The 20,120-nt window shown below is 68.5% G+C and carries 13 protein-coding genes and 1 pseudogene; 7 read left to right on the forward strand and 7 right to left on the reverse strand.

The genetic code is table 11. The features are described from left to right. The 4 genes and pseudogenes from FJ694_RS32655 to FJ694_RS32670 all read right to left on the reverse strand — a co-directional run. Positions 1 to 393 (reverse strand): annotated as a pseudogene (locus FJ694_RS32655) (hypothetical protein); the annotation flags it as partial. Continuing rightward, a complete protein-coding gene (locus tag FJ694_RS36920; protein ID WP_198321122.1) occupies positions 390 to 911 on the reverse strand; it encodes a hypothetical protein in 522 nt (173 codons plus the stop codon). The gene FJ694_RS36920 and the pseudogene FJ694_RS32655, both read right to left, overlap by 4 nt. A 37-nt stretch (positions 912 to 948) precedes the next feature. Beyond that, positions 949 to 1,449: a hypothetical protein gene (locus FJ694_RS32665; RefSeq protein ID WP_157271707.1), complete on the reverse strand. Its 501-nt coding sequence runs from the start codon at positions 1,447 to 1,449 to the stop codon at positions 949 to 951. A gap of 25 nt (positions 1,450 to 1,474) precedes the next feature. Next, positions 1,475 to 3,433 (reverse strand): phage tail sheath C-terminal domain-containing protein, encoded by a 1,959-nt coding sequence (locus tag FJ694_RS32670; RefSeq protein ID WP_198321123.1) that lies wholly within the window; start codon positions 3,431 to 3,433, stop codon positions 1,475 to 1,477. Positions 3,434 to 3,730: 297 nt separating this feature from the next. Between FJ694_RS32670 and FJ694_RS32675 the strand changes: the two genes are divergently transcribed. After that, positions 3,731 to 5,530, forward strand: a complete 1,800-nt coding sequence (locus FJ694_RS32675) for a site-specific integrase (RefSeq protein WP_157271709.1) — start codon at positions 3,731 to 3,733, stop codon at positions 5,528 to 5,530. 253 nt (positions 5,531 to 5,783) lie between these two features. On the opposite strand, the gene FJ694_RS32680 is transcribed toward FJ694_RS32675, so the two are convergent. After that, a complete protein-coding gene (locus tag FJ694_RS32680; protein WP_157271710.1) occupies positions 5,784 to 6,791 on the reverse strand; it encodes a ParB/RepB/Spo0J family partition protein in 1,008 nt (335 codons plus the stop codon). Between the two features lie 83 nt (positions 6,792 to 6,874). Next, positions 6,875 to 8,146: an AAA family ATPase gene (locus FJ694_RS32685; protein WP_232540330.1), complete on the reverse strand. Its 1,272-nt coding sequence runs from the start codon at positions 8,144 to 8,146 to the stop codon at positions 6,875 to 6,877. 563 nt (positions 8,147 to 8,709) lie between these two features. Between FJ694_RS32685 and FJ694_RS32690 the strand changes: the two genes are divergently transcribed. The 4 genes from FJ694_RS32690 (at position 8,710) to ocd (ending at position 13,827) form a co-directional block, all read left to right on the forward strand. After that, entirely contained in the window at positions 8,710 to 10,137 is a 1,428-nt protein-coding gene (locus tag FJ694_RS32690; RefSeq protein WP_157271711.1) for a replication initiation protein, read from the forward strand. Between the two features lie 168 nt (positions 10,138 to 10,305). After that, a complete protein-coding gene (locus tag FJ694_RS32695) occupies positions 10,306 to 11,571 on the forward strand; it encodes an MFS transporter (RefSeq protein WP_157271712.1) in 1,266 nt (421 codons plus the stop codon). After that, a complete protein-coding gene (locus FJ694_RS32700; protein ID WP_157271713.1) occupies positions 11,568 to 12,614 on the forward strand; it encodes a TolB-like translocation protein in 1,047 nt (348 codons plus the stop codon). Before FJ694_RS32695 ends, FJ694_RS32700 begins: the two co-directional genes overlap by 4 nt. 139 nt (positions 12,615 to 12,753) lie before the next feature. Next, positions 12,754 to 13,827 carry an ornithine cyclodeaminase gene (gene ocd, locus FJ694_RS32705; RefSeq protein ID WP_157271714.1) on the forward strand — a complete coding sequence of 358 codons (1,074 nt, stop codon included), beginning with the start codon at positions 12,754 to 12,756 and terminating at the stop codon, positions 13,825 to 13,827. A gap of 275 nt (positions 13,828 to 14,102) precedes the next feature. Here the strand turns inward: ocd and FJ694_RS32710 are convergent, their stop codons facing one another. Further along, complete coding sequence (locus FJ694_RS32710) at positions 14,103 to 15,746, reverse strand: acyl-CoA synthetase (protein ID WP_157271715.1); 1,644 nt, start codon at positions 15,744 to 15,746, stop codon at positions 14,103 to 14,105. Between the two features lie 244 nt (positions 15,747 to 15,990). Here FJ694_RS32710 and FJ694_RS32715 point away from each other — a divergent pair, with 244 nt between their 5' ends. Together FJ694_RS32715 and FJ694_RS32720 are read left to right on the forward strand one after the other, a co-directional pair. Further along, positions 15,991 to 17,058: a calcium-binding protein gene (locus FJ694_RS32715; RefSeq protein WP_157271716.1), complete on the forward strand. Its 1,068-nt coding sequence runs from the start codon at positions 15,991 to 15,993 to the stop codon at positions 17,056 to 17,058. A gap of 549 nt (positions 17,059 to 17,607) precedes the next feature. Beyond that, complete coding sequence (locus FJ694_RS32720; protein WP_157271717.1) at positions 17,608 to 20,016, forward strand: toll/interleukin-1 receptor domain-containing protein; 2,409 nt, start codon at positions 17,608 to 17,610, stop codon at positions 20,014 to 20,016. Positions 20,017 to 20,120: the final 104 nt, after the last annotated feature.

Consider the following 20,120-nt stretch of genomic DNA (forward strand, 5'->3'; position numbering starts at 1 on the left):
GCCGGCAGCCGGCGCGGCGGGCGGTCGGTCGGGCGCTGCCGGGGCCGCAGAGGCCGGCGTCGCGGCCACCGGCGGCAGCGGCATCGACCTGGACGCGGTCGAGGACGTGGGCGCCATCAGGCCGGCCGAGCGCGGCAGCGCCACCACGGGTGCCGGCACGCGAGCCGCTGCCGTCCAGGACGACTCCGGCAGCCCGGGCGCCGGCGGCGCCGCGGCAGCGCCCGGCGCGGCCGTGGGCAGCGCCTGCCGGATCAGCCGCTCGAAGGCACTCCACGGGTCGGCGCCACGCGAGCCGGCGAGACGCCGCAGCCAGCCCAGCTCGCCCGCGGCGAACAGGCCCTGCGCGGCACGCAGCGTGCGCTGCGCGGCGGCGTCCCAGTGCGGCGCGCTCATGCCGCGCCTTCCGTGCCGGTGCCGGCGCCGCCCTCGCGCAGCGCGGCGAGGTAGACGGCGACCTGTCCCGGAGACAGCTCGGCCACCTGCTGCGGCGTCCAGCCGTAGTGGCGCGCCAGCAGCACGTGCGCCTCGCCGATGGGCGACGCGGCCGCGGCGCGCGCGGCGCTGCCGCCGTCGTCGGCCAGGCCCGAGATGCGGTTGATCTCGGCCAGCAGCCACTGCACGAGGCCGGCGTGGAGCTGGCGCACCTGCTCGAAAGAGAGCACCGGCTCGGCCAGCGACTCCTTGACCATCAGCAGCGGCACCAGCGAGGCGTCGTCCTGCGCCGCCCGCGAGATCAGCGCCAGCGTCGCCACCTTGAGCGGGCGCAGCCGCACGCGCCGCGCGGCGCCCTCCCCTTCGGGCTGCCCGGGGTGCAGCACCGCGGCGGGAATCTCGACCTCGTGCACCAGCAGCGCGCCGGCGAGCAGGTCCTGGGCGCTCAGGAAGGGAGAAGGCGCGGTCAGGGCGGACATCGGTCGATACGGCTCTCAACGGTCAGGCGGGGAAGGCTCAGGCCTCCTCGTAGGACACGCGCATGGCCTGGAAGGTGACGGCCTCCATCACGAAGCTGCCGCTGGGGATGGTGTAGCTCCAGTGGTCGAAGCGCACGCCGAAGACGGTCACGCGCGCCGACTGGTCGGGACGGTTCGGGTCGCGCAGCGTCGAGACCAGGTTGAACGAGGGCTGCACGAAGTTCGCCGCCGCGGGCGGGCTGTTGGCGCCGTCGCCCAGCAGCAGCCGCAGCAGCGCGCCGTTGACGTGGGCGCGCTCGGCGCTGCCCGTGACGCGCACGATGCCCGGGCGCAGGTGCGTGGGGTAGCGGCTGCCGATCTCGTAGAAGGGCTGCACGTCGGCGCTGACGGCGATGGAGACGTTGGTCAGGCGCCCGACCACGTTGGAGAGGTCGTACTGCGACACCAGCGCGTCGGCGGCCTGACCCTCCGGGGTCGAGCTGTCCTCCACACCGAGCACCAGCACCGCGTCGATCGCGCGCAAGACGTCGTTGGCCATGACGAAGGCTCCTGGGCTTGAAGGGTCACTGCAGCGTCATGACGACGCGGATGAAGTCGATGCTGAAGGTGGGCTGGATCGTCATGGCCACGCTGACCTGGCCCGCGATCTCCTGCTGCCGCGTGGCCGAGACTTCCAGCGAGTAGCCGGTGAGCGCCTCGTCCTGGACCATGCCGGTGAGGAAGGCGTCGAGCGTGGACTTCAGCGCCGAGCGCACGCGCGCGTTGTTGAGCCGGCCGATGTAGGGGTTGGCCGCGGAGCGCACGCCGTACTTGGCGTAGTCCACGATGCGCCGCGTCGGGATGGCCGAGTACGGCTGGCCCATGCCCTCGGTGGTGACGCCCTTGAGCACGCGCAGGCCCTGCTTGTTGACCACGGCCAGCACGTTGCGCTGGATCAGCTGCGCCTGCTCGCCGCGGTTGGCCGACAGCGCCAGGCCCGGGATGTTGAGCGCCTTGTTGGTCAGGCTGGCCTGCACCGGCAGCGAGGAGATCAGGCCCGCCACGGCCGCGGCGGTGTAGGCCGGCGGCAGCTGCGTGCCGTCGGGCAGCCGGATGCCCGGCGCCACCAGCACCACGCGCGCCTCGGCCAGGCTGTGGCCGAGGAACTCCGCCACCGAGTCGCCGGCCGCGCCGATGACGCCGATGCGCTCGAAGTCGGTGTCCTCGGTGGCCTTGAGATGGTCCACCAGTACCGAGCCCATCGCCCGCGCGTCCTGGCCGGCCAGCACCACGATGTTGACCACCTGGTTCGAGATCGCCTGCAGCGCGGCGGCGTAGTCGTCGGCGCCGGCGTCGGCCCCGTCGGCGCCGCCGGCGTTGCTGCCGGTGCCGAAGAAGGCCGACACGCCCGCGGCCGGCCGGCCGTCGCCGTGAGTGGCGTCGGCCTCGACCGTGACCAGGTTCGACGCCGCCGCCAGCTCGGCCAGCATGCGGCCGTCGGGCACGGTCCAGCTCTCCTTGAGCGGGCCGCTGGCGATGGTGACCTGCACGCTGTCGGCGGCCTCCACCGAGTAGCTGGCCAGCAGCGTGTCGCCCGACGGCGCGCGCGGCGCGGCGCCGGCGGGGAAGTCGAGCTGGCCGTTCCAGGTCGTCACCAGCACCTGACCGGGGCCGGGCGCGGCATGGTCCACGGCATAGGTGGCGACCACGCCCTGCCCCGCGGCGGGCACCTGGCTGGCCTCGAAGGTCAGCTCGCCGGTGACCGGGTTGATGCGCAGCTCGTTGAGCTTGGGGGCCACGGCCACGTCGTAGAGCAGCGTGCCCGCGGTGACGCCGTCGGGCGGGTTGGCGCCGTAGGCGCGCAGCACCTTGCCGCCGGCATCCACGACGCGCACGGCATTGACGGAGGCCACCTGCGCCACCGGCGTGCCGGCGAGCTTGAACACCCCGCCGGCGGTCTTGGCCACCGTCTCGCCGCTGGTGACGGCCTTGTAGACGATGTCGAAGGTGTCCACGCGCCGCGTGTCGCCGCGGATGACCTGCAGCCGGTTCTGCGGCGTGGGCAGCACGCGCTTGTAGGCCAGGGCCGCGAAGCCGGAGGTCTGGCGCTCGTTGGCGATGCGCGCCGGCGTGCGCGCCGGCTCGACCGAGACCTGCAGGTTGTTGCCCCAGGTGCCCGGCGTCTTCGCCTTCAGCGTGGCGACGGTGTTGTCGCTGCCGTCCTTGAGCGCGTAGCGCGCGGCCGAGGCGCGGGCGCTGGCCACGCGCACGGCGATCACGGTGGAGGCGCCGTTGCCATAGACGTACTGCAGCGCGCGGGTGAGCGTGAGCGGGTTGCTGCCATCGGCGGGCACCGTGAAGCGGTCGGGCGGCCCGAACAGTTCATTCGCCTGCGCCGGGCCGGAGAGCGTGACCGGCACCCCGACCGGGCCGGCGCTGGCCGTGCCCAGCACCGCCACGATGCCGGTGGCCACGCCGCCGGCGGAAATCAGGCCCTCGGCCCGGACGTCGATATAGGTCCCGGGTACCACCATCTCTGCCATCGCCGTTCTCCTTGGCTGCGCGGCGGATGGCGCCCTCTCGACCGGGACCGGGTCGAAGCCGCTTGAGCCGCGCATTCCCCGCTTCCGATGTTCGCCATCGCTCTTTGGGGGGGCAGTAGGCCGTCTGATCGCGGTGGTCTGGTATCCCTAACTCGTCGGCTTCAGGCCATTGACTTTTCAACCACTCCATGGCACCCGGGTGGCCCGGGAAACGCGGCGGCCCTGTTTCTGGCTCACGTATAACGGTACTAATCAAAGGTATCATTTTCGGCATCGAATTCACCCGGCGCACCATCGATGTCCAGAAAGGCAGACGCAACAGACACTTGGCAGCGCCGCCTGGGGCCGCACCATTTCGCGCACCTGCGCGCGGTGGCGGACGGGCTGCCGATCCCCGCCTCGGCGCAGCGCTACCTGGGCATCGAGCACGGCAACGCGGCGCTGGCGGCGCACCGGGACGTGGTGGAGCGGCTGCGCGCCGTGGCACGGCGCGCCGGCGACGCGCGCTGGCGGCTGGTCGGCCTGGTCATCCGCGGCACGCCCGATGGCGAGGCCCGCCCTGCCCTGCACGACTGGGCCGCCGCGCAGGGGCTCGACGGCTGGAGCGAGGCCGAGCTGCAGGAGCTGTACCGGCAGGCTTTCCCGAACGAGCGGCGCGCCGCGCGCAACCAGCGGCTGCGCCAGCGCCAGATCGAGGCGCTGCGCGCGCTGGAACAACTTGCCGGCGAGGCGCCGCGGGCGAGTGATGCCGTCGCGCTGTGGTTCGATCCCCGGCTCGCCGAGCGGCTGCAGGGCAACGGCCTGCTGCTGCTGCAGGACCTGCAGCAGGCGGTGGCGCGCGGCGGGCGCTGGTGGCGCGCGATCCCCGCCATCGGCGCCACCAAGGCGCGGCGCATCGAGCACCACCTGCGGCAGCTGCTGCCCGGTGACGCCGGCGAGCCCGCGACGGCCGGCGCGCTGGTGCCGGCCACGGCCATGCTGCCGGCCGCGGCGGGCGTGGCGCGGCGGCCCCGCTTCGACCTGCCGGCCGAGCCCGCGCCCGGCGCCAACCGCGCCGCGATCGAGGGCGCGTCGCTCACGGCCACGGACGACGCGCAAGCCATCGAGCAATGGGTGGCGGCGCGCGCCGGCAGCATCGCCACGGCCCGCGCCTACCGGCGCGAGGCGCAGCGGCTGCGGCTGTGGGCGGCGGTGGAGCGTGGCAAATCGCTGTCGGCGCTGGACGTGCGGGACTGCCTGGCCTACATGACCTTCCTGGAGCACGTGCCCGAAGCCTGGATCTCGCGCCGGCGCGCCGCGCCGCTGGCGCCGGGCTGGGCGCCGTTCGCGGGGCAGCTCACGCTGGCGAGCCGGCGCCAGGCGGTGGTGATCGTGGCCAGCTGCTTCGCCTGGCTCGTGCGCGGCGGCTACCTCCTGCACAACCCCTGGGACCTGGTGAACCGGTGCACCGGCGACGACGCGGCCGTGCACGCGCTCGATTCGCGCGCCTTCGAGCCCGAGGTGTGGACGGCGCTGCTGGCCTGGATCGAATCACAACCGCCCTCACCTTCGCGCGAACGCATGCTGTTCCTGCTGCGCTTCACCGAGGCCACGGGGCTGCGCGCCGGGGAACTGACCTCGGCGCGGCTGTCGGACCTGCGACCCGTGGCCGGGCGCTGGGCCATGCAGGTACAGGGCAAGGGGGCGAGGAAGCGCATCGCCGCGGTGCCCACGCAGGCGCTGCGCGCGCTGGAGTCGTACCTGGCGGCGCGCGGCCTGCCCGCGCTGGAGCGCGCGCCGCGGGACGCGCCGCTGCTGGCCAGCGTCGACGACCCGCTGGCCCCCATCGGCTACCAGGCGCTGTACGAGACGGTGCGCGGCTGGCTGCGCCGCGCGCTGCGCTGGGCGCCGCTCGACGACGCGCAGCGCGGCCGGGCCGCCCGCGCCTCGGTGCACTGGCTGCGCCACACCTGCGGCACCCGGGCGCTGGAGCGCGGCACGCCGCTGGAAGTGCTGCAGGCCCAGCTCGGCCACGCCGACCCGCGCACGACCATGCGCTATGCCCGGGCGCAGCTGCAGCGCGTGCAGGACGGGATGGAGCAGGCGTTCGGGGAGTGAAGGGCCGATACGGCGTCCCAAAACGGGCCGCGTGGAAACCTGGTTTCCAGGGCGCCGACGAGTCACAAACGTCCTCACATGAAGCAAAAAGGCGGGGGTCGGCGGGTCTGCGCCGGGTGTGTCCACGCGATGTCCGATCACGCCGGGAGCTGGCTCGCATGAAAAAAGCCGCTGGAAACCAGGTTTCCAGCGGCTCTCGTCCATCAGGCCACGGGCACGGCGGGCGGCACGCGCCGCCGGCGCTCGCCTGGTGTCAGGCGCCGTCCTTCTTGCCCAGCATCTTTACCAGCGCTTCGGACAGCTGCGCCATGAAGTCGTCGTCGGCGACGTGCGACTCCAGCGTCAGCACGGCGCGGCCGCGGCTGTCGCGCTTCCAGCTGCCGGCCAGGCGCCCGCCGACGTGGAACTTCTCCGGCACCGCGCGCTCGGCCACGCGCCCGGCCAGGTGCGCCACGATCTGCCCGGGGCTGGGCCGCTTGCTCATCTGGCGGATGCGCTCGGCGCGGCGCAGCACCGCCTTGCGGTCCTGCTCCAGCGCCTGCGCGATCTCCTCGGCGTGGCGCGGCTGGATGTCCAGCGGCGTGGCGAAGGTCTCGACGATGGCCGCGGGCAGCTGCGCCACGAGCGTGGCCTTGCGCACCCAGGTGTGGCTCACGCCGATGGCCTCGGCCAGCCGCCGCTGCGACGGGAACAGCCCCGCGTCGAGCGCCGCCAGGTAGGTGATGCCCTGCTCGTAGGCCGACGGGTCCTCGCGCTCGCGGTTCTCGCGGTCCATGGACAGGAACAGGTCCAGGTCGGGCATCTCACCGTCCCAGACCACGGCCAGCACGGGCAGCCCCAGCTCCAGGCAGGCGCGGTGGCGGCGGTGCCCGAAGACGATCTCGTAGCGGCCGGGCGCGGAGTCGCCGCGGCGCACAAGGATGGGCTGCGTGTTGCCGCCGGCCAGCTCGATGCTGGACTTCAGCCGCGCGAAGGCCGCGGTGGCGAAGGCCGAGGCATGGCGATTCGCCCAGCGCGTGGCGTCCACCAGCGCCGGGTCGAGCTTCACCGTCGGCAGCGAGCCGTCGAAGGCCTTGAGCTTCTCGCGCAGCGCCTGCAGCTCGCCCTGCATGGCCAGCATCTCGGTGCGCGCGGCCAGCATCTGGCCCGGCGCCGTGCGCGGCAGCGGCGGCTTGCCGGCGTCGCCCTGCGCGGCGCGGGCCTCGATCGAGGCGGCGATGTCGGCGGTGGTTGCAAGCAGTCGCTTGCCGATGCTGCTCATGGAGCGCTCCTGGAAATCTGGGTCATGGGGCGTGGATCACGGCACGGGCGCCGGCGCGGTGGAAACCTGGTTTCCACGGCGCTTCAGGCCGGCGCGCCGGCGGCGCTGGCGGCACTGGAGCTGGCCGCGGCCGTGGCCACGCGCGTGCGCCAGGCCTCGACCACCGACTGCTCCACCAACTCGACCACGCGGTCGTAGGCCTCGGAAGCGCGCTTGTAGGTCTTGGCCGCGCCCTCGTACTTCTGCACGTCGTAGACGGTGCCGAACTCCGCGGCCTTGGACGAGGTCACCGTCGTCTTGGGCACCTCCACCGGCAGCAGGTACTCGCCGTAGGTGGCCTGGATCCACTGCCGCACGGCCGGCGCGGCCACGTCGGACTGGTCTACCCGCGACAGCAGCACGTGCAGGAAGTCGAAGGTCTTGCCGCGCTTGGAGGCCTGGTCGAGGTTGCTGCCCAGGTCGGCGAAGAGGCTCCAGAATTGGGCCGAGGAGGCGAAGTCGAGTGCCGAGGGCGGCACGGGCACCAGGATGCCGTCGGCGGCCATGAAGGCGTTGATGGTGACGTAGGACAGCGAGGGCGGCGTGTCGATGATGATCACGTCGTACTCCTGGCGCACGCCGTCGAGGCTGGCGTTGAGCACGTCCCAGAAGCGCGCATTCGGGTCGTTCATCTGCATCGCCGGCAGGCTGAACTCGGCCTGGAACAGCAGCGGCGCCGCCGGCACCAGGTCGATCCCCGGCCAGTAGGTGGGCTGGATGGCGTAACGGATGTCGTCGGCCTCGCCGCGGCAGATCGGCACGATCGTCATGTCCTCCTCGACCTCGGTCTCCGGCAGGATGCCGAAGAGCGTGGACAGCGAGCCCTGCGGATCGACGTCGATGGCCAGCACCCGGTGCCCGCGCATGCTCAGGCCCTGCGCCAGGATCATGGCGGTGGTGGTCTTGGACACGCCGCCCTTGAAGTTGCCCACCGCGATCGTGATGGCCTGCTGCCCGGCCGGGCGCATGGCGTTGCGGCGGTACTCGCGCGTCCAGCGCCGCACTTCCTCCAGCGAGAACTCGCGCCGCCCGCCCGTGGGCGTGAGCTGCCCGGTGGGCAGGTCGCCCTTGGTGATGCGGTAGGCGACATGTGCCTTGTCCACGCCGCACAGCGCCGCCAGCTGCGTCGCGTTGAAGCTGGGCGCGACCTTGCGCGCCTCGGGCGCGAGCAGCCGGCCGCGGATGCCCTCCACCATGCCGGAGGCGCGTTGCGCCAGCGCGGTGATGCGCGCCATGTCGATGGCCGGGTGCGCCCGGGCCGCGGCGGCCGTGGAAACCTGGTTTCCAGCGCCTGAGCTTGCAGCTTCGTTCTTCATGTCTTCGCCGAGTCAACAGAAACGAAGGCAGTTTATAGAAAAGCGTTGACTCGCCAACGAATTTGCAGAGCTTCGCAGAGGAGGACGTTGCGCCGGCGCCTCACCGCGTGATGTGAGGAAATTTGGGACACCGCTCGCGGCGGCCGCGCTCATGTGTGAGGCGGATTGTGATTCGAACGCCGCATGCCCCCGGCCAACCCGCTTCCCACCCCGGTGCAAAGGCCGTTCGGCCGCCATGGCCTCGGGGTTTCCCGCAGCCCGAGGCATGGCCCGGGGCGCACGGGCCCGTGGAAATGAACGAAACCCATGTCCACTCACAACGAAGCCCACAAAAGCTCACGCATCGGGTGTGCCGAATCCCATGTCCACTCACGAAGAAGACCAGGGAAGCTCACAACGAGTCCCAAATCCACTCACACGTTGTCCGAAAAATCCATGCGTGACAGGCACTTGCAGCACCGTCAACGTATTTCAAGAATTCAACCTGCTATTTCAATCACTTCAAGCGCCAGTCCGGCGTGAACTGTGAATGGAGCCATTCACACTCGTGGCATGATGTTTGGATGGACATCACGGACGGCAGCGACGGCGCGGACGGCTTCTCACCGGACGCCCCGGACGAGGAAGGCACATCCGCGCGCGAGCGCCGCCCGCGACCGGGCGCGCGGCGCGACGACGCCGTGGTGCAGAAGGCCAACGAGTCGATCGCCATCCGGCCCAAGAAGGGGCGGCTCACGCTGCTGTCGCGGCGCATCTACAACGCGCTGCTGTTCCACGCGCAGCAGCAGGGCGTCGAGGAGAAGCAGTACAGCATCCCGCTGGCCACGCTCATCGGCGACGCGCATTTCAACTCGCGCAACGTCGCGCTGCTCAAGGAGCACATCCGCGAGATGCAGACCACGCTGATCGAGTGGAACTCGGTCGGCGCCGGCGAGCAGCGCTGGACCTCCTCGCAGCTGCTGGGCGCCGTGGAGATCGCCGAGCGCGGCTCGGGCTACCCGGTGATCATCAGCTGGAGCTACCCGGACCGCGTGCGCGAGCGGCTGCTCAAGCCCAGCCGCTACACGCGCATCCTGCTGGAGGTGGGGGCGCAGATGCGCTCCTACGCCGCGGCGGTGCTGTTCGAGCTGGGCATGCAGTACCTGACCTCGCCGTCGCGGCTGACCATGCGCGAGGACCTGTTCTGGTGGGCCTCGGTGCTCACCGGCCGCTCCGACGTGGAGAAGGTGGACTACCGCTACTTCAAGCGCGACGTGCTGCGCCCGGCACTGGCCGAGGTCGAGGCGCTGCAGCAGGACTTCGTGCTGGAGCTCATCGAGCACAAGGAGGGCCGGCGCGTGGCCGAGCTGCAGTTCCGCGTGCTGCGGCGCAGCCCCGCGCCGCTGGAGGTGGCGCAGGCGCGCAATACCTTCGACCTGGAGCTGGTGGATCGGCTGCGCCAACTCGGCTTCAAGGACGAGGACGCCGAGCTGCTCTACACCCGCACCGACGAAGCGCTGCTGCGCGCCACCGTCGAGCACGTCGAGCAGCGCCAGCGCAACGCCGCGCTGCCGCCGCTGGCCTCGGCCGCGGCCTACCTGCGCGACGCGCTAAGGAAGGGCTATGCCGGCGCGCCGGGCACGGCCGCCACACCCGCGCCCGCGCCCGGCGTGGCCGAGGCGCCGTCGCCGGCGCTGCAGGCCTCGGCCGTGCAGGCCTCGGTGCAGGGCATCCGCGACGAGTGGGAGCGGGCGCAGGCGCGCGACTGCGAGGCGCGCTACCAGGCGCTGCCCGAAGAGGAGCGCGAGCGGCTGCGCCATGCCTTCGAGGACGAGGCGCTGCCGGCGCTGATGGCGCCGATCGCCCGTGCCTGGGAGCGCGACGGCCCGGCCAGCCGCGTCGCCGGCCCGCTGTTCCTGCGCTGGCTGGCCCGGCGCTGGATCAGCGCCGAGCCCACCGAGAAGGACCTGCTCGAGTTCGCCATCGCGCGCGGCATGCTGCAGCTCGGTTGACGCGCGGCCGGTGCGCTGGAAACCAGGTTTCCAGCGGGGTCGGCGCGGCGCCGGCGCAGCCAGCGCGGCGCACCCCTGGCAACCGTCCATTCGCAGGGACCGCGGCGTTGGACGCATCTGCAAACCTCCGCAACAGTCAAGCCACTGAACACGAGGGCGGGGAAGCGCATGTACAGGTTCGAGTGGTTCGAGCAAGTAAGGCTCGGGACGGCGGCGCGGGTCGATGCGGCCAGCGCGGCGCGCGTCTCGCCGGTGGTGTGGGCGCTGGGCTTCACCAGCCTGCTCACCGACATCTCGGCCGAGATGGTCAACAGCACGCTGCCGGTGTACCTGGTGCTGCACCTGCGCATGAGCCCGGCGCAGTACGGGCTCATCGACGGCCTCTACAACGGCTTCGCGGTGGCGCTGCTGGCGCTGCTCGCGGGCTGGCTGGCCGACCGGCATGCGCGCCAGAAGGAGCTGGCCCTGGTCGGCTACGGGGTGTCGGCGCTGTGCAAGCTGGCGCTGCTGGGCGCGGCGTCCTGGGGCTGGCTGCTGTGGGTCGTCGGGCTGGACCGCGCCGGCAAGGGCCTGCGCACCGCGCCGCGCGACGCGCTGATCTCGCTCAACAGCCCGAGCGGCCAGTACGCCGGCGCCTTCGCGCTGCACCGCGCGCTCGACGCCTGCGGCTCGCTGCTGGGCCCCATCGTCGCCTTCGCGCTGCTGGCGCAGTTGCCCGGCGCCTTCGACGCGGTGTGGATGACAAGCTTCATCTTCGGCCTGCTGGGCGTGGCGGTGCTGTGGTGCTTCGTGCCGCGGCCGGCGCGCACGCCCGCGATGCCGGCGCCGGCCTCCGTGTCCGCCCCCGCTGCCGCCGCGGCGGCGGGACCCTGGATCACGCGCCGGCTGCTGCTGCTCGCCGGCTGCGGCGCGCTGCTGGCGCTGGCCACCATCAGCGACGGCTTCATCTACCTGCTGCTGCAGCAGCGCCAGCCGGCGGCCGCGGGCTGGTTCCCGCTGTTCTACGTGGTGACGGCGGCGGCCTACATGCTGCTGTCGCTGCCCGCGGGCCGCCTGGCCGACCGCGCCGGGCGCGCGCGCGTCTTCCTGGGCGGCTATGCCGTGCTGATCGCGCTCTACGCCGCGCTGCTGGGCGGCGACGCCCTCGGCGTGCCGGCCCTGGTGGGCTGCCTGTGCCTGCTGGGCCTGTTCAACGCCGCCACCGAGGGCGTGCTCATGGCCATGGCCAGCGCCGAGGTGCCGGCGGGGCGCCGCACCACCGGGCTGGCGCTGGTGGCCACGGGCGTCGGGCTGGGCAAGCTGGTGTCCTCGGTGCTGTTCGGCTGGCTCTGGCAGGCACAGGGCACGGCCACCGCCGTGTCGGTATTCATCGCGGCGCTGGGCCTGGCGCTGTTCATCGTCCATCGCGCACTGAAAGGGAAGGTGCTCGCATGAATCCCAACCAATCTCACAAGACGGCCAGGCGGCCGGCCATCGTGTTCGGTGCCGTGTGCGTGGCCGCGGCGGCGGCGCTGGGCGTCACCCTGTTCCAGGCCAAGCAGCGCCTGGCGGGCGCGGCGGGGGAGAGCGGCGCGCCGACGGCCGAGGCACTGGCCCCGCTGTCGGTGCCGGGCCGCGTCTTCTTCCGCCACAACGGCATGGACGCGCACTACGGCCAGCTGGCCTGGCGCGAGGGCGGCAGCGGCGCGCCGCGCTTCGCCGAAGCGCTTTCCTGCGAAGTCGTGCACGTCTCGGGCGGGCGCGGCAGCTGCCTCACGGCCGACCGCGGTGTCGTCACCACCTACACCGCCAAGCTCTTCGACGCGGGCACCTTCGCCGTCACGGCCGAGCTGCCGCTCAAGGGCATCCCGAGCCGCACCCGCGTCTCGCGCGACGGGCGCCTGGCCGCCTTCACCGTCTTCCTGGCCGGCCACGGCTACGCCAGCCTCGACTTCTCCACGCAGACGCTGATCGTGGACACCGCCGACGGCCGCGTGCTGGGCGACCTGGAGGACTTCGCCGTGACCCGGAACGGCCAGCCCTTCAAGGAGAAGGATTTCAACTTCTGGGGCGTCACCTTCACGCCCGACGCGCGCGGCTTCTACGCCACGCTCTCCAGCGGCGGCGCGCACTACCTGGTGCAGGGCGACATCGCCTCGCGCAGCGCCCGCGTGCTGCACGACAACGTCGAGTGCCCGTCGCTGTCGCCCGACGCCACGCGCGTGGCCTACAAGAAGCGCTTCATCGTGGACAAGCGCGTGACGTGGCAGTTCTTCGTGCTCGACCTCCAGACGATGGCCGAGACGCCGCTGCCCGAAGAGCGCAACGTGGACGACCAGATCGAGTGGCTCGACGACGCCCACGTGCTCTACGCCATGACCTCGCCCAGCGCCGGCGCCAGCACCGAGGTCTGGATGGCGCCGGCCGACGGCCGCGGCCAGCCGCGCCTGGTACTGCGCGACGCCTACTCGCCGGCGGTCGAGCGCACCGCGCCCTGACGCGGCGCCCGCTTCGACACAACGGCAGCCGAGGCTGCCGTTTTGCTTGCTGGATGCAGCGTTTCGCTGCATTCCTTGCGCTTCCGCCTGCCACGGCCCGCGACCAGACTCTTGTCATCCATCAAGCGGGAGACAAGACATGGCTGTTCAGACCACCCCCACCACCGGCTTCGACACCCTCTACGTCGGCGCGCGCGACATGGTGCGCCTGGTGCAGCGCCAGGGCCTGCCGCAGTGCATTGCCGGCGTGGCCGAGCGCATCGGGCGCGACTTCCTGCGCTGGGGCGACTTCGACAAGACGCCGCGCGTGGCGAGCCACTCGCGCGACGGCGTGATCGAGCTCATGCCCGTGGCCGACGCCGCGCGCTTCGCCTTCAAGTACGTCAACGGCCACCCGAAGAACACGCGCGCGGGCCTGCCCACGGTGATGGCCTTCGGCGTGCTGGCCGACGTGGCCACCGGCGCGCCGCGGCTGCTCAGCGAGCTGACGCTGGCCACCGCCATCCGCACCGCCGCGATGTCGGCCGTGGCCGCGCGCGCGCTGGCGCGGCCCGACAGCCGCGTCATGGCGCTCATCGGCAACGGCGCGCAGGCCGAGTTCCAGGCGCTGGCCTTCCGCGACCTGCTGGGCATCCGCGAGCTGCGCCTCTTCGACGTGGATGCGGCCGCCACCGCCAAGCTCGTCGCCAACCTCGACGGCGAAGGTTTCACCAGCATCACCGTCTGCGCCAGCACCGCCGAGGCGGTGCGCGGCGCCGACGTCGTCACCACCGTCACGGCGGACAAGACCAACGCCACCATCCTCACGCCGGAGATGGTCAAGCCCGGCATGCACCTCAACGCCGTGGGCGGCGACTGCCCGGGCAAGACGGAGCTGCACCGCGGCGTGCTGGAGCGCGCGTCGGTGTTCGTCGAGTACGAGCCGCAGACGCGCATCGAGGGCGAGATCCAGCAGGTGCCGGCGGACTTCCCGGTGACCGAGCTGTGGGAAGTGCTGGCCGGCCGCCGTCCCGGCCGCCGCACGGCGGAAGAAGTGACGGTGTTCGACTCCGTCGGCTTCGCGCTGGAGGACTTCTCGGCGCTGTGCTTCGTGCACGACACCGCCCTGGCGCTGGGCCTGGGCCAGCGCATCGACCTGGTGCCGGCGCAGGACGACCCGAAGGATCTGTTCGGGCTGCTGCGGCGGGAGAAGGTGGAGGCGTGCGCGGCGTGATGTTGCAGGCCTTCCTGGAGGGAAGAGCACCGCTGGAGGTGGCGCTCACCGAAGCCAGTGCGCGCAGGGGCGAGGAATTGCTGGCGCGGGTCTGGAAAGAAACTTGCGGCCAGGCTGGTTGGCCGCCGAACCGTGTTTGCGCTTTTGCGCAGGCCCGGCAAAGGCGCCTTTCAACGCGCTGGTAGGAGGCCCGGCCACTGAGCCCCGTTTCCACGCGTCGGGGACGCGCAACGCGCGGTGAACGACTCCTACCGGCTCCGGCCGGCCGCCCGACCTCACCCGATCGCGCTCGCCGACTTCAGCGCCTGCCTCAGCACGAACTTCTGGATCTTGCCGGTGGAGGTCTTGGGCAGCTCGCCGAAGACGATGCGCTTGGGCGCCTTGAAGCGCGCGAGCTGCGTGCGGCAGAACTCGATGAGCTCGTCCTCCGTCGTGGTGCTGCCGTGCTTGAGCTCGACGAAGGCGCAGGGCACCTCGCCCCACTTCGGGTCGGGCTGCGCCACCACGGCGGCGAGCATCACGTCGGGGTGGCGGTGCAGCACGTCCTCGACCTCGATCGAGCTGATGTTCTCGCCGCCGGAGATGATCACGTCCTTGCTGCGGTCGGTGATCTTGACGTAGCCGTCGGGGTGCAGCACCGCGAGGTCGCCGGTGCGGAACCACCCGCCCTCGAAGGCCTCGGCCGTGGCCGTCGGGTTCTTGAGGTAGCCCTTCATCACCGCGTTGCCGCGGAAGCACACCTCGCCCAGCGTCTGGCCGTCGGCGGGCACGGGCTGCATGGTCTCGGTGTCGAGCACCGTCACGGCCTGCTGCAGCGGGTAAGGCACGCCCTGGCGCGCATTGAGCCGCGCGCGCTCGGGCAGCGGCAACGTGGACCACTCCTCCTGCTGCGCGCACAGCGCCGCCGGGCCGTACACCTCGGTCAGGCCATAGACGTGGGTGATGGCGATGCCGATGCGCTCGCAACCCTCGATCACCGCCGCCGGCGGCGCCGCGCCGGCGATCAGGCCCTTGATCTCGTGGTCGATGCCCTCGCGCAGCGCGGCGGGCGCGTGGATGAGCAGGCCATAGACGATGGGCGCGCCGCACATGTGCGTGACGCGGTGCTCGCGGATGAGCGGGTAGATCAGCGCCGGATCGACCTTGCGCAGGCACACGCTGGTGCCCGCCACCAGCGCCAGGGTCCACGGGAAGCACCAGCCGTTGCAGTGGAACATCGGCAGCGTCCACAGGTACGTCGGGTGCTGCGGCAGGCTCCAGCCGATGGCGTTGCTCGCGGCGTTGAGGTAGGCGCCGCGGTGGTGGGTGACCACGCCCTTGGGGTTGCCGGTGGTCCCTGACGTGTAGTTCAGCGCGATGGCGTCCCACTCGTCGCCGGGCAGCATCCACGGCGCCGCGGCATCGCCCTCGGCCAGCAGCTCCTCATAGGTGATCTCGCCCATGCGCTGCCCCTCGGGCGCCAGCTCGTCCTCGACCTCGACCACCAGCGGGCGCCGCTCGCCCAGCAGCGCCAGCGCCTTGGCGATGACGGGGGCGAACTCGCGGTCGGTGAGCAGCACCTTGGCCTCGCCGTGCTGGAGCATGAAGGCGATGGACTCGGCGTCCAGCCGCGTGTTGAGCGTGTTGAGCACCGCGCCCGAGGCCGGCACGCCGAAGTGGGCCTCGAACATCGCGGGGGTGTTGGGCAGCATGGCCGCGACGGTGTCGCCGCGCCCGACGCCGCGGCGCTGCAGCGCGCTGGCCAGGCGGCGGCAACGATTGAAAGTGTCGCCCCAGGTCTGGCGCAGGTTGCCGTGCACCAGCGCCAGGCGCTGCGGGTAGATGGCGGCCGCGCGCTCCAGGTAGCTCAGCGGCGACAGCGGCACGTAGTTGGCGGGGTTCTTGTCGAGGCCGATCTCGTAGGGGTTCGGGCGGGTCATTGCGGGTGTCTCCTTCGTCAGGCGGCGGGCCGCTCGGCCCGGCACAGCCTTCAAGCATGGCCCGCATGGCTTACGCCAGGCACGCGCCGTGAACAAGTTTGCAGAGGCAGATCAAATGGCGCGCGGGTGGTATGAAAGTAAGTGATCGTTTCGGCAATTTCGGATAATGGAAGGTTGCGGTTGCCTCGCCGTACCGAGGGGCGCGGGCGCAGTACACAACAGGTTCACGAACGAGGAGGGTCGCATGGCCACGGTGACGATTTCGAAGAGCTTCAGCTTTCAGCAGAACCAGGACTGGAACTGGGACGTCACGAGCTACTCGGGCTCGTCCATCACCATCAGCGACGGCACGCACTCCCAGGTCCTCAAGGGCAGCTTCTCCTTCTCCCCGCTGGGTGACGTTTCCGGCACCGTCACCTCCACGAGCTACTCGGTGGGCGGCGCGCAGGTCTACAGCGTCACGGGCGTGAGCCTGAGCGCGGCCAGGATGCAGGTGTTCGCCGAGACCGCGGGCGACACCCAGGCCAGCTACGCCTACGTGCTGGCCGGCAACGACGTGATCAACGGCAGCGCCTTCAACGACACGCTGTGCGGCTACGGCGGCAACGACACGCTCAACGGCAACGCGGGGAACGACGCGATGTTCGGCGGCACGGGCAACGACACCTTCGTGGTGGGCCAGGCCGGCGACACGGTGACCGAGTACGCCAACGAAGGCACCGACACCGTGCAGTCCGCCGTGACGTGGACGCTGGGCGCCAACCTGGAGAACCTGGTGCTCACCGGCAATGCGGCCATCAGCGGCACGGGCAACACCGGCAACAACGTGCTCACCGGCAATGCCGCGGCCAACGTGCTCGCCGGGGGCGTGGGCAACGACAGCCTCGACGGCGGCGCGGGCAACGACCGGCTCGACGCCGGCGCCGGTGCGGACACCCTAGTGGGTGGCGTGGGCAACGACACGCTCCTCGGCGGTGCCGGTACGGACCGCTTCACCGGCGGTGCCGGCAACGACACCTTCGTCTTCGCGTCCGCGAACGACCTGGGACTGGGCACCACGAGCGACGTCATCACCGACTTCACCCCGGGCCAGGACAAGATCGACCTGTCCGCCATCGACGCCAACCTCTCCAAGGCCGGCGACCAGGCGTTCGTGCTGGTGACCTCCGGCTTCGGCAGCGCGCCGGGGCAGTTGAGCTACGGCGCCGGCGTGATTTCCATCAACACCGACACCGACGCGGCGGCCGAATACCAGATCAAGCTCATCGGCACCGTGCCGGCGAAGCTGGCCATCACGGACTTCATTGCCTGAGGTATCTCCCGCCGGCGCGGACTGCGTCATCGGGCATTGCCGAGTGGAGAAGAAGGAAGAAGAGAAAAAGAAGGCCGCGCAGCAGTCAGCAGGCGCGAGCCAACTTGGCCTTGCAGCGGCAGCAGGGGAGCAAGAGGCGGGAGCGCAGAAGTAGGGCTGGCCGCAGCGGCGCCCGCGCATAACTCTTACGCGGGCTCACGTGGCGAATACATCGGGGCTGGCACATTGCCGGCCTTGACTTGTTCTTCCTGTCAAAGCTGAGAACGGCCTACCGCCTACCGGAACTGAACTCTCGCTTCGTAGTGATTGCCAATGCGTATGGGGCTTGGGTGAATGACTGCTTTGCAGCGGGAGCAGTCGTTTGACCGAAGGCTTCAGACGCCGCATTCGGCCAATTGCTGCTGGCCGGCACGGGGCTGCGAGCAGCGTGTCACCGCCTGAATAACGATCTCCGTAAACATTGATCAAGGCTTTGTACCGAATCGACCGAAGAACGTTGCGGGTCGTTGCATACTAGACGCTAAGAGCAAATGTGACGAAAGAAGCGCCATGGCACGAGTGTTCATTAGTTATAGCCACAAAGATGAGAATTTGAAAAATCTAGTCTGCAGCCAGTTGAGCGTGGTAGAGGATCTGTTAATTTGGGATGACCGGAAGATTGAAGCTGGTGATGATTGGTTGAATGAAATTGAGAAGCAGCTTGCAACGTGCGACGTAGCACTATTGCTTGTTTCGTCCGACTTTCTAAATTCTATTTTTATAAAGAACAAGGAAGTGCCGCCTTTATTTCAGCGTCAAAGGAACGGAGTTCGTATTATTCCTATAATATTGCGGCCGTGCGCTTGGAAGCACTTAGATTGGCTGCAGCGCTTGCAAGCTTGGCCAAAAGACGGAAGGTCGCTCAGTGGCATGTCCGACCACGAGAAAGAATCAGTAGTTTCTGATGTGGCAAGTCAGATACTGCAGTGGAAAAGGCGGCCGCACACTGAAACAGCGATTGGGCGGGCACTACCTCCGGAGCGGATTGACCTATCGCGATTGCCAGTGGGCGCGCAAACTTTTCTCGGTCGTGGCACAGAACTCCAGTCATTAGATGCGGCTTGGGAAAATGGAATACCAATTGTGGAATTGGTTGCACCAGGAGGTGCAGGCAAAACTTCACTTGTCAAACGATGGTTAGATGGAATGAGGCAGAGTAACTGGCGTGGGGCACGGTATGTTTATGGATGGAGCTTTTTCAGTCAGGGGACGAATGAAGACAAGCAAGCGTCGGACGACGTTTTTATCAGCGAAGCTCTACAATGGTTTGGCGTCAAAGCAAGTGCAGAAATGGCACCAGCTGACAAAGGACGAAAACTGGCAGAAGCTGTTGCAGTTTCACGTACTCTGTTGGTGCTCGACGGAATAGAGCCTTTGCAATATCCGCCTGGAATCATGGCTGGTGCATTGCGTACCCCTGGCGTCGAGGCATTGCTTGGCTACTTGGCGATGGCCGGAGCAAGTGGGCTATGCTTGCTCACGACTCGCGAGTCAGTTCGAGATTTAGTTGAATATGAGCGCACAGAATACCATGCAGGAGGTACTGTTCTGCGTATTAGTCTGGGAAATCTCAGCGTAATTGACGGCGCTCAGCTGTTACATCGACAGGGTGTAGTCCGCGCTGGAACGGCATCGATCCCAGCAGATGATGAAGAACTTCAGGAAGCAAGCCGCGAAGCCCAAGGACACGCTCTCACACTGAGTCTTCTAGGCTCATATCTAGCAGTGGCACATAAAGGCGACATTCGTAAGCGCGATCAGGTAAATCTACAAGAAGCAGATATTGAAATGCATAATGGCCATGCTTTTAAGGTAATGGCTGCTTATGAAAGATGGTTTGAGCACGGCGGAAACCAAAGTGCTAGGGAGTTGGCGGCACTAAGAATGCTTGGTTTTTTCGATCGACCAACAAGTCTGGATCATATAAATGTTTTGCGCACCAAGCCAGCCATCTCTGGGTTAACTGAGCCGCTTATAGAGATCAGTGAAGCTCAGTGGCGCATAACATTGAAGCGGCTCGAAGAATGCGGTTTAATTTATGTTGATGACGTCAACAATAGTTTCGATGCGCACCCACTAGTGCGGGAATATTTAGCCACCTCCTTAAGCAATAATTATCCAGATGCTTGGCGCGAGGGGCACTATCGGATCTATAAGAAACTTGAGGCTTCTGCACCACCCCAGCCCGATGGACTAGCTGAGTTGCAACCATTATTTCATGCAGTAAGTCACGCGTGTTTGGCTGGATTCCAGCAAGATGCCTGCGCACTGATTTTCAGAGACAGGATTAGAAGAGGGGAAAACTACAGCATCAGTAAGCTAGGAGCTTTTGGAGCTGACTTGGGGGCCGTAGCTTGTTTTTTTGATGAACTGTGGTGCCATGTCTCGACTCGGCTCTCCAGAGGTGCACAAATCTGGTTGCTTACTAGCGCGGCGTTTGATCTCCGCGCATTGGGGCGTTTGGCTGAAGCGCTTGTGCCGAATCAAGTTGCTGCAGAGATGTGCATTGAAGACAAAAATTGGCAAAATGCAGCGATCACCTACGGGAATTTGAGTGAAATCAAGCTAACTCTTGGCGAGGTTGCAGGGTCTATTGCCGACGCACGCGCCGCACTAAAGTTTGCCAATAAGAGCGGAGACATATTTCTAAAGATTGTTTCTCGTACAACACTGGCCGATGCACTTCACCAGCAAGGGGACAGGCATCAAGCTGCCGCACTGTTTGATGAGGCAGGTAGATTGCAATTTAAATACACGCCACAGCAGCCAAGACTCTATGCGCTGCAAGGGTTCAGAACTCATGAGCTACTAATGGCTAGTGCGGAGCGCTTGGCATGGTTTGGGAAAATAGAGAACCAACTGCCTATTGAGCAATGCAATAGTGTTATACCGCTAGCTATTAACCTGGCAATTCAATAATTCACCGCCTATATTGTGTTCATGAGCAAGATCGACGGTCGCCATCTTTCCGAAGACACACTGCAGTACCTGCGGCGACAGGCACATGAACTGCGCAAGTCAGG

The organism is Azohydromonas aeria (assembly GCF_009760915.1).
Lineage (GTDB): Bacteria > Pseudomonadota > Gammaproteobacteria > Burkholderiales > Burkholderiaceae_C > Azohydromonas > Azohydromonas aeria.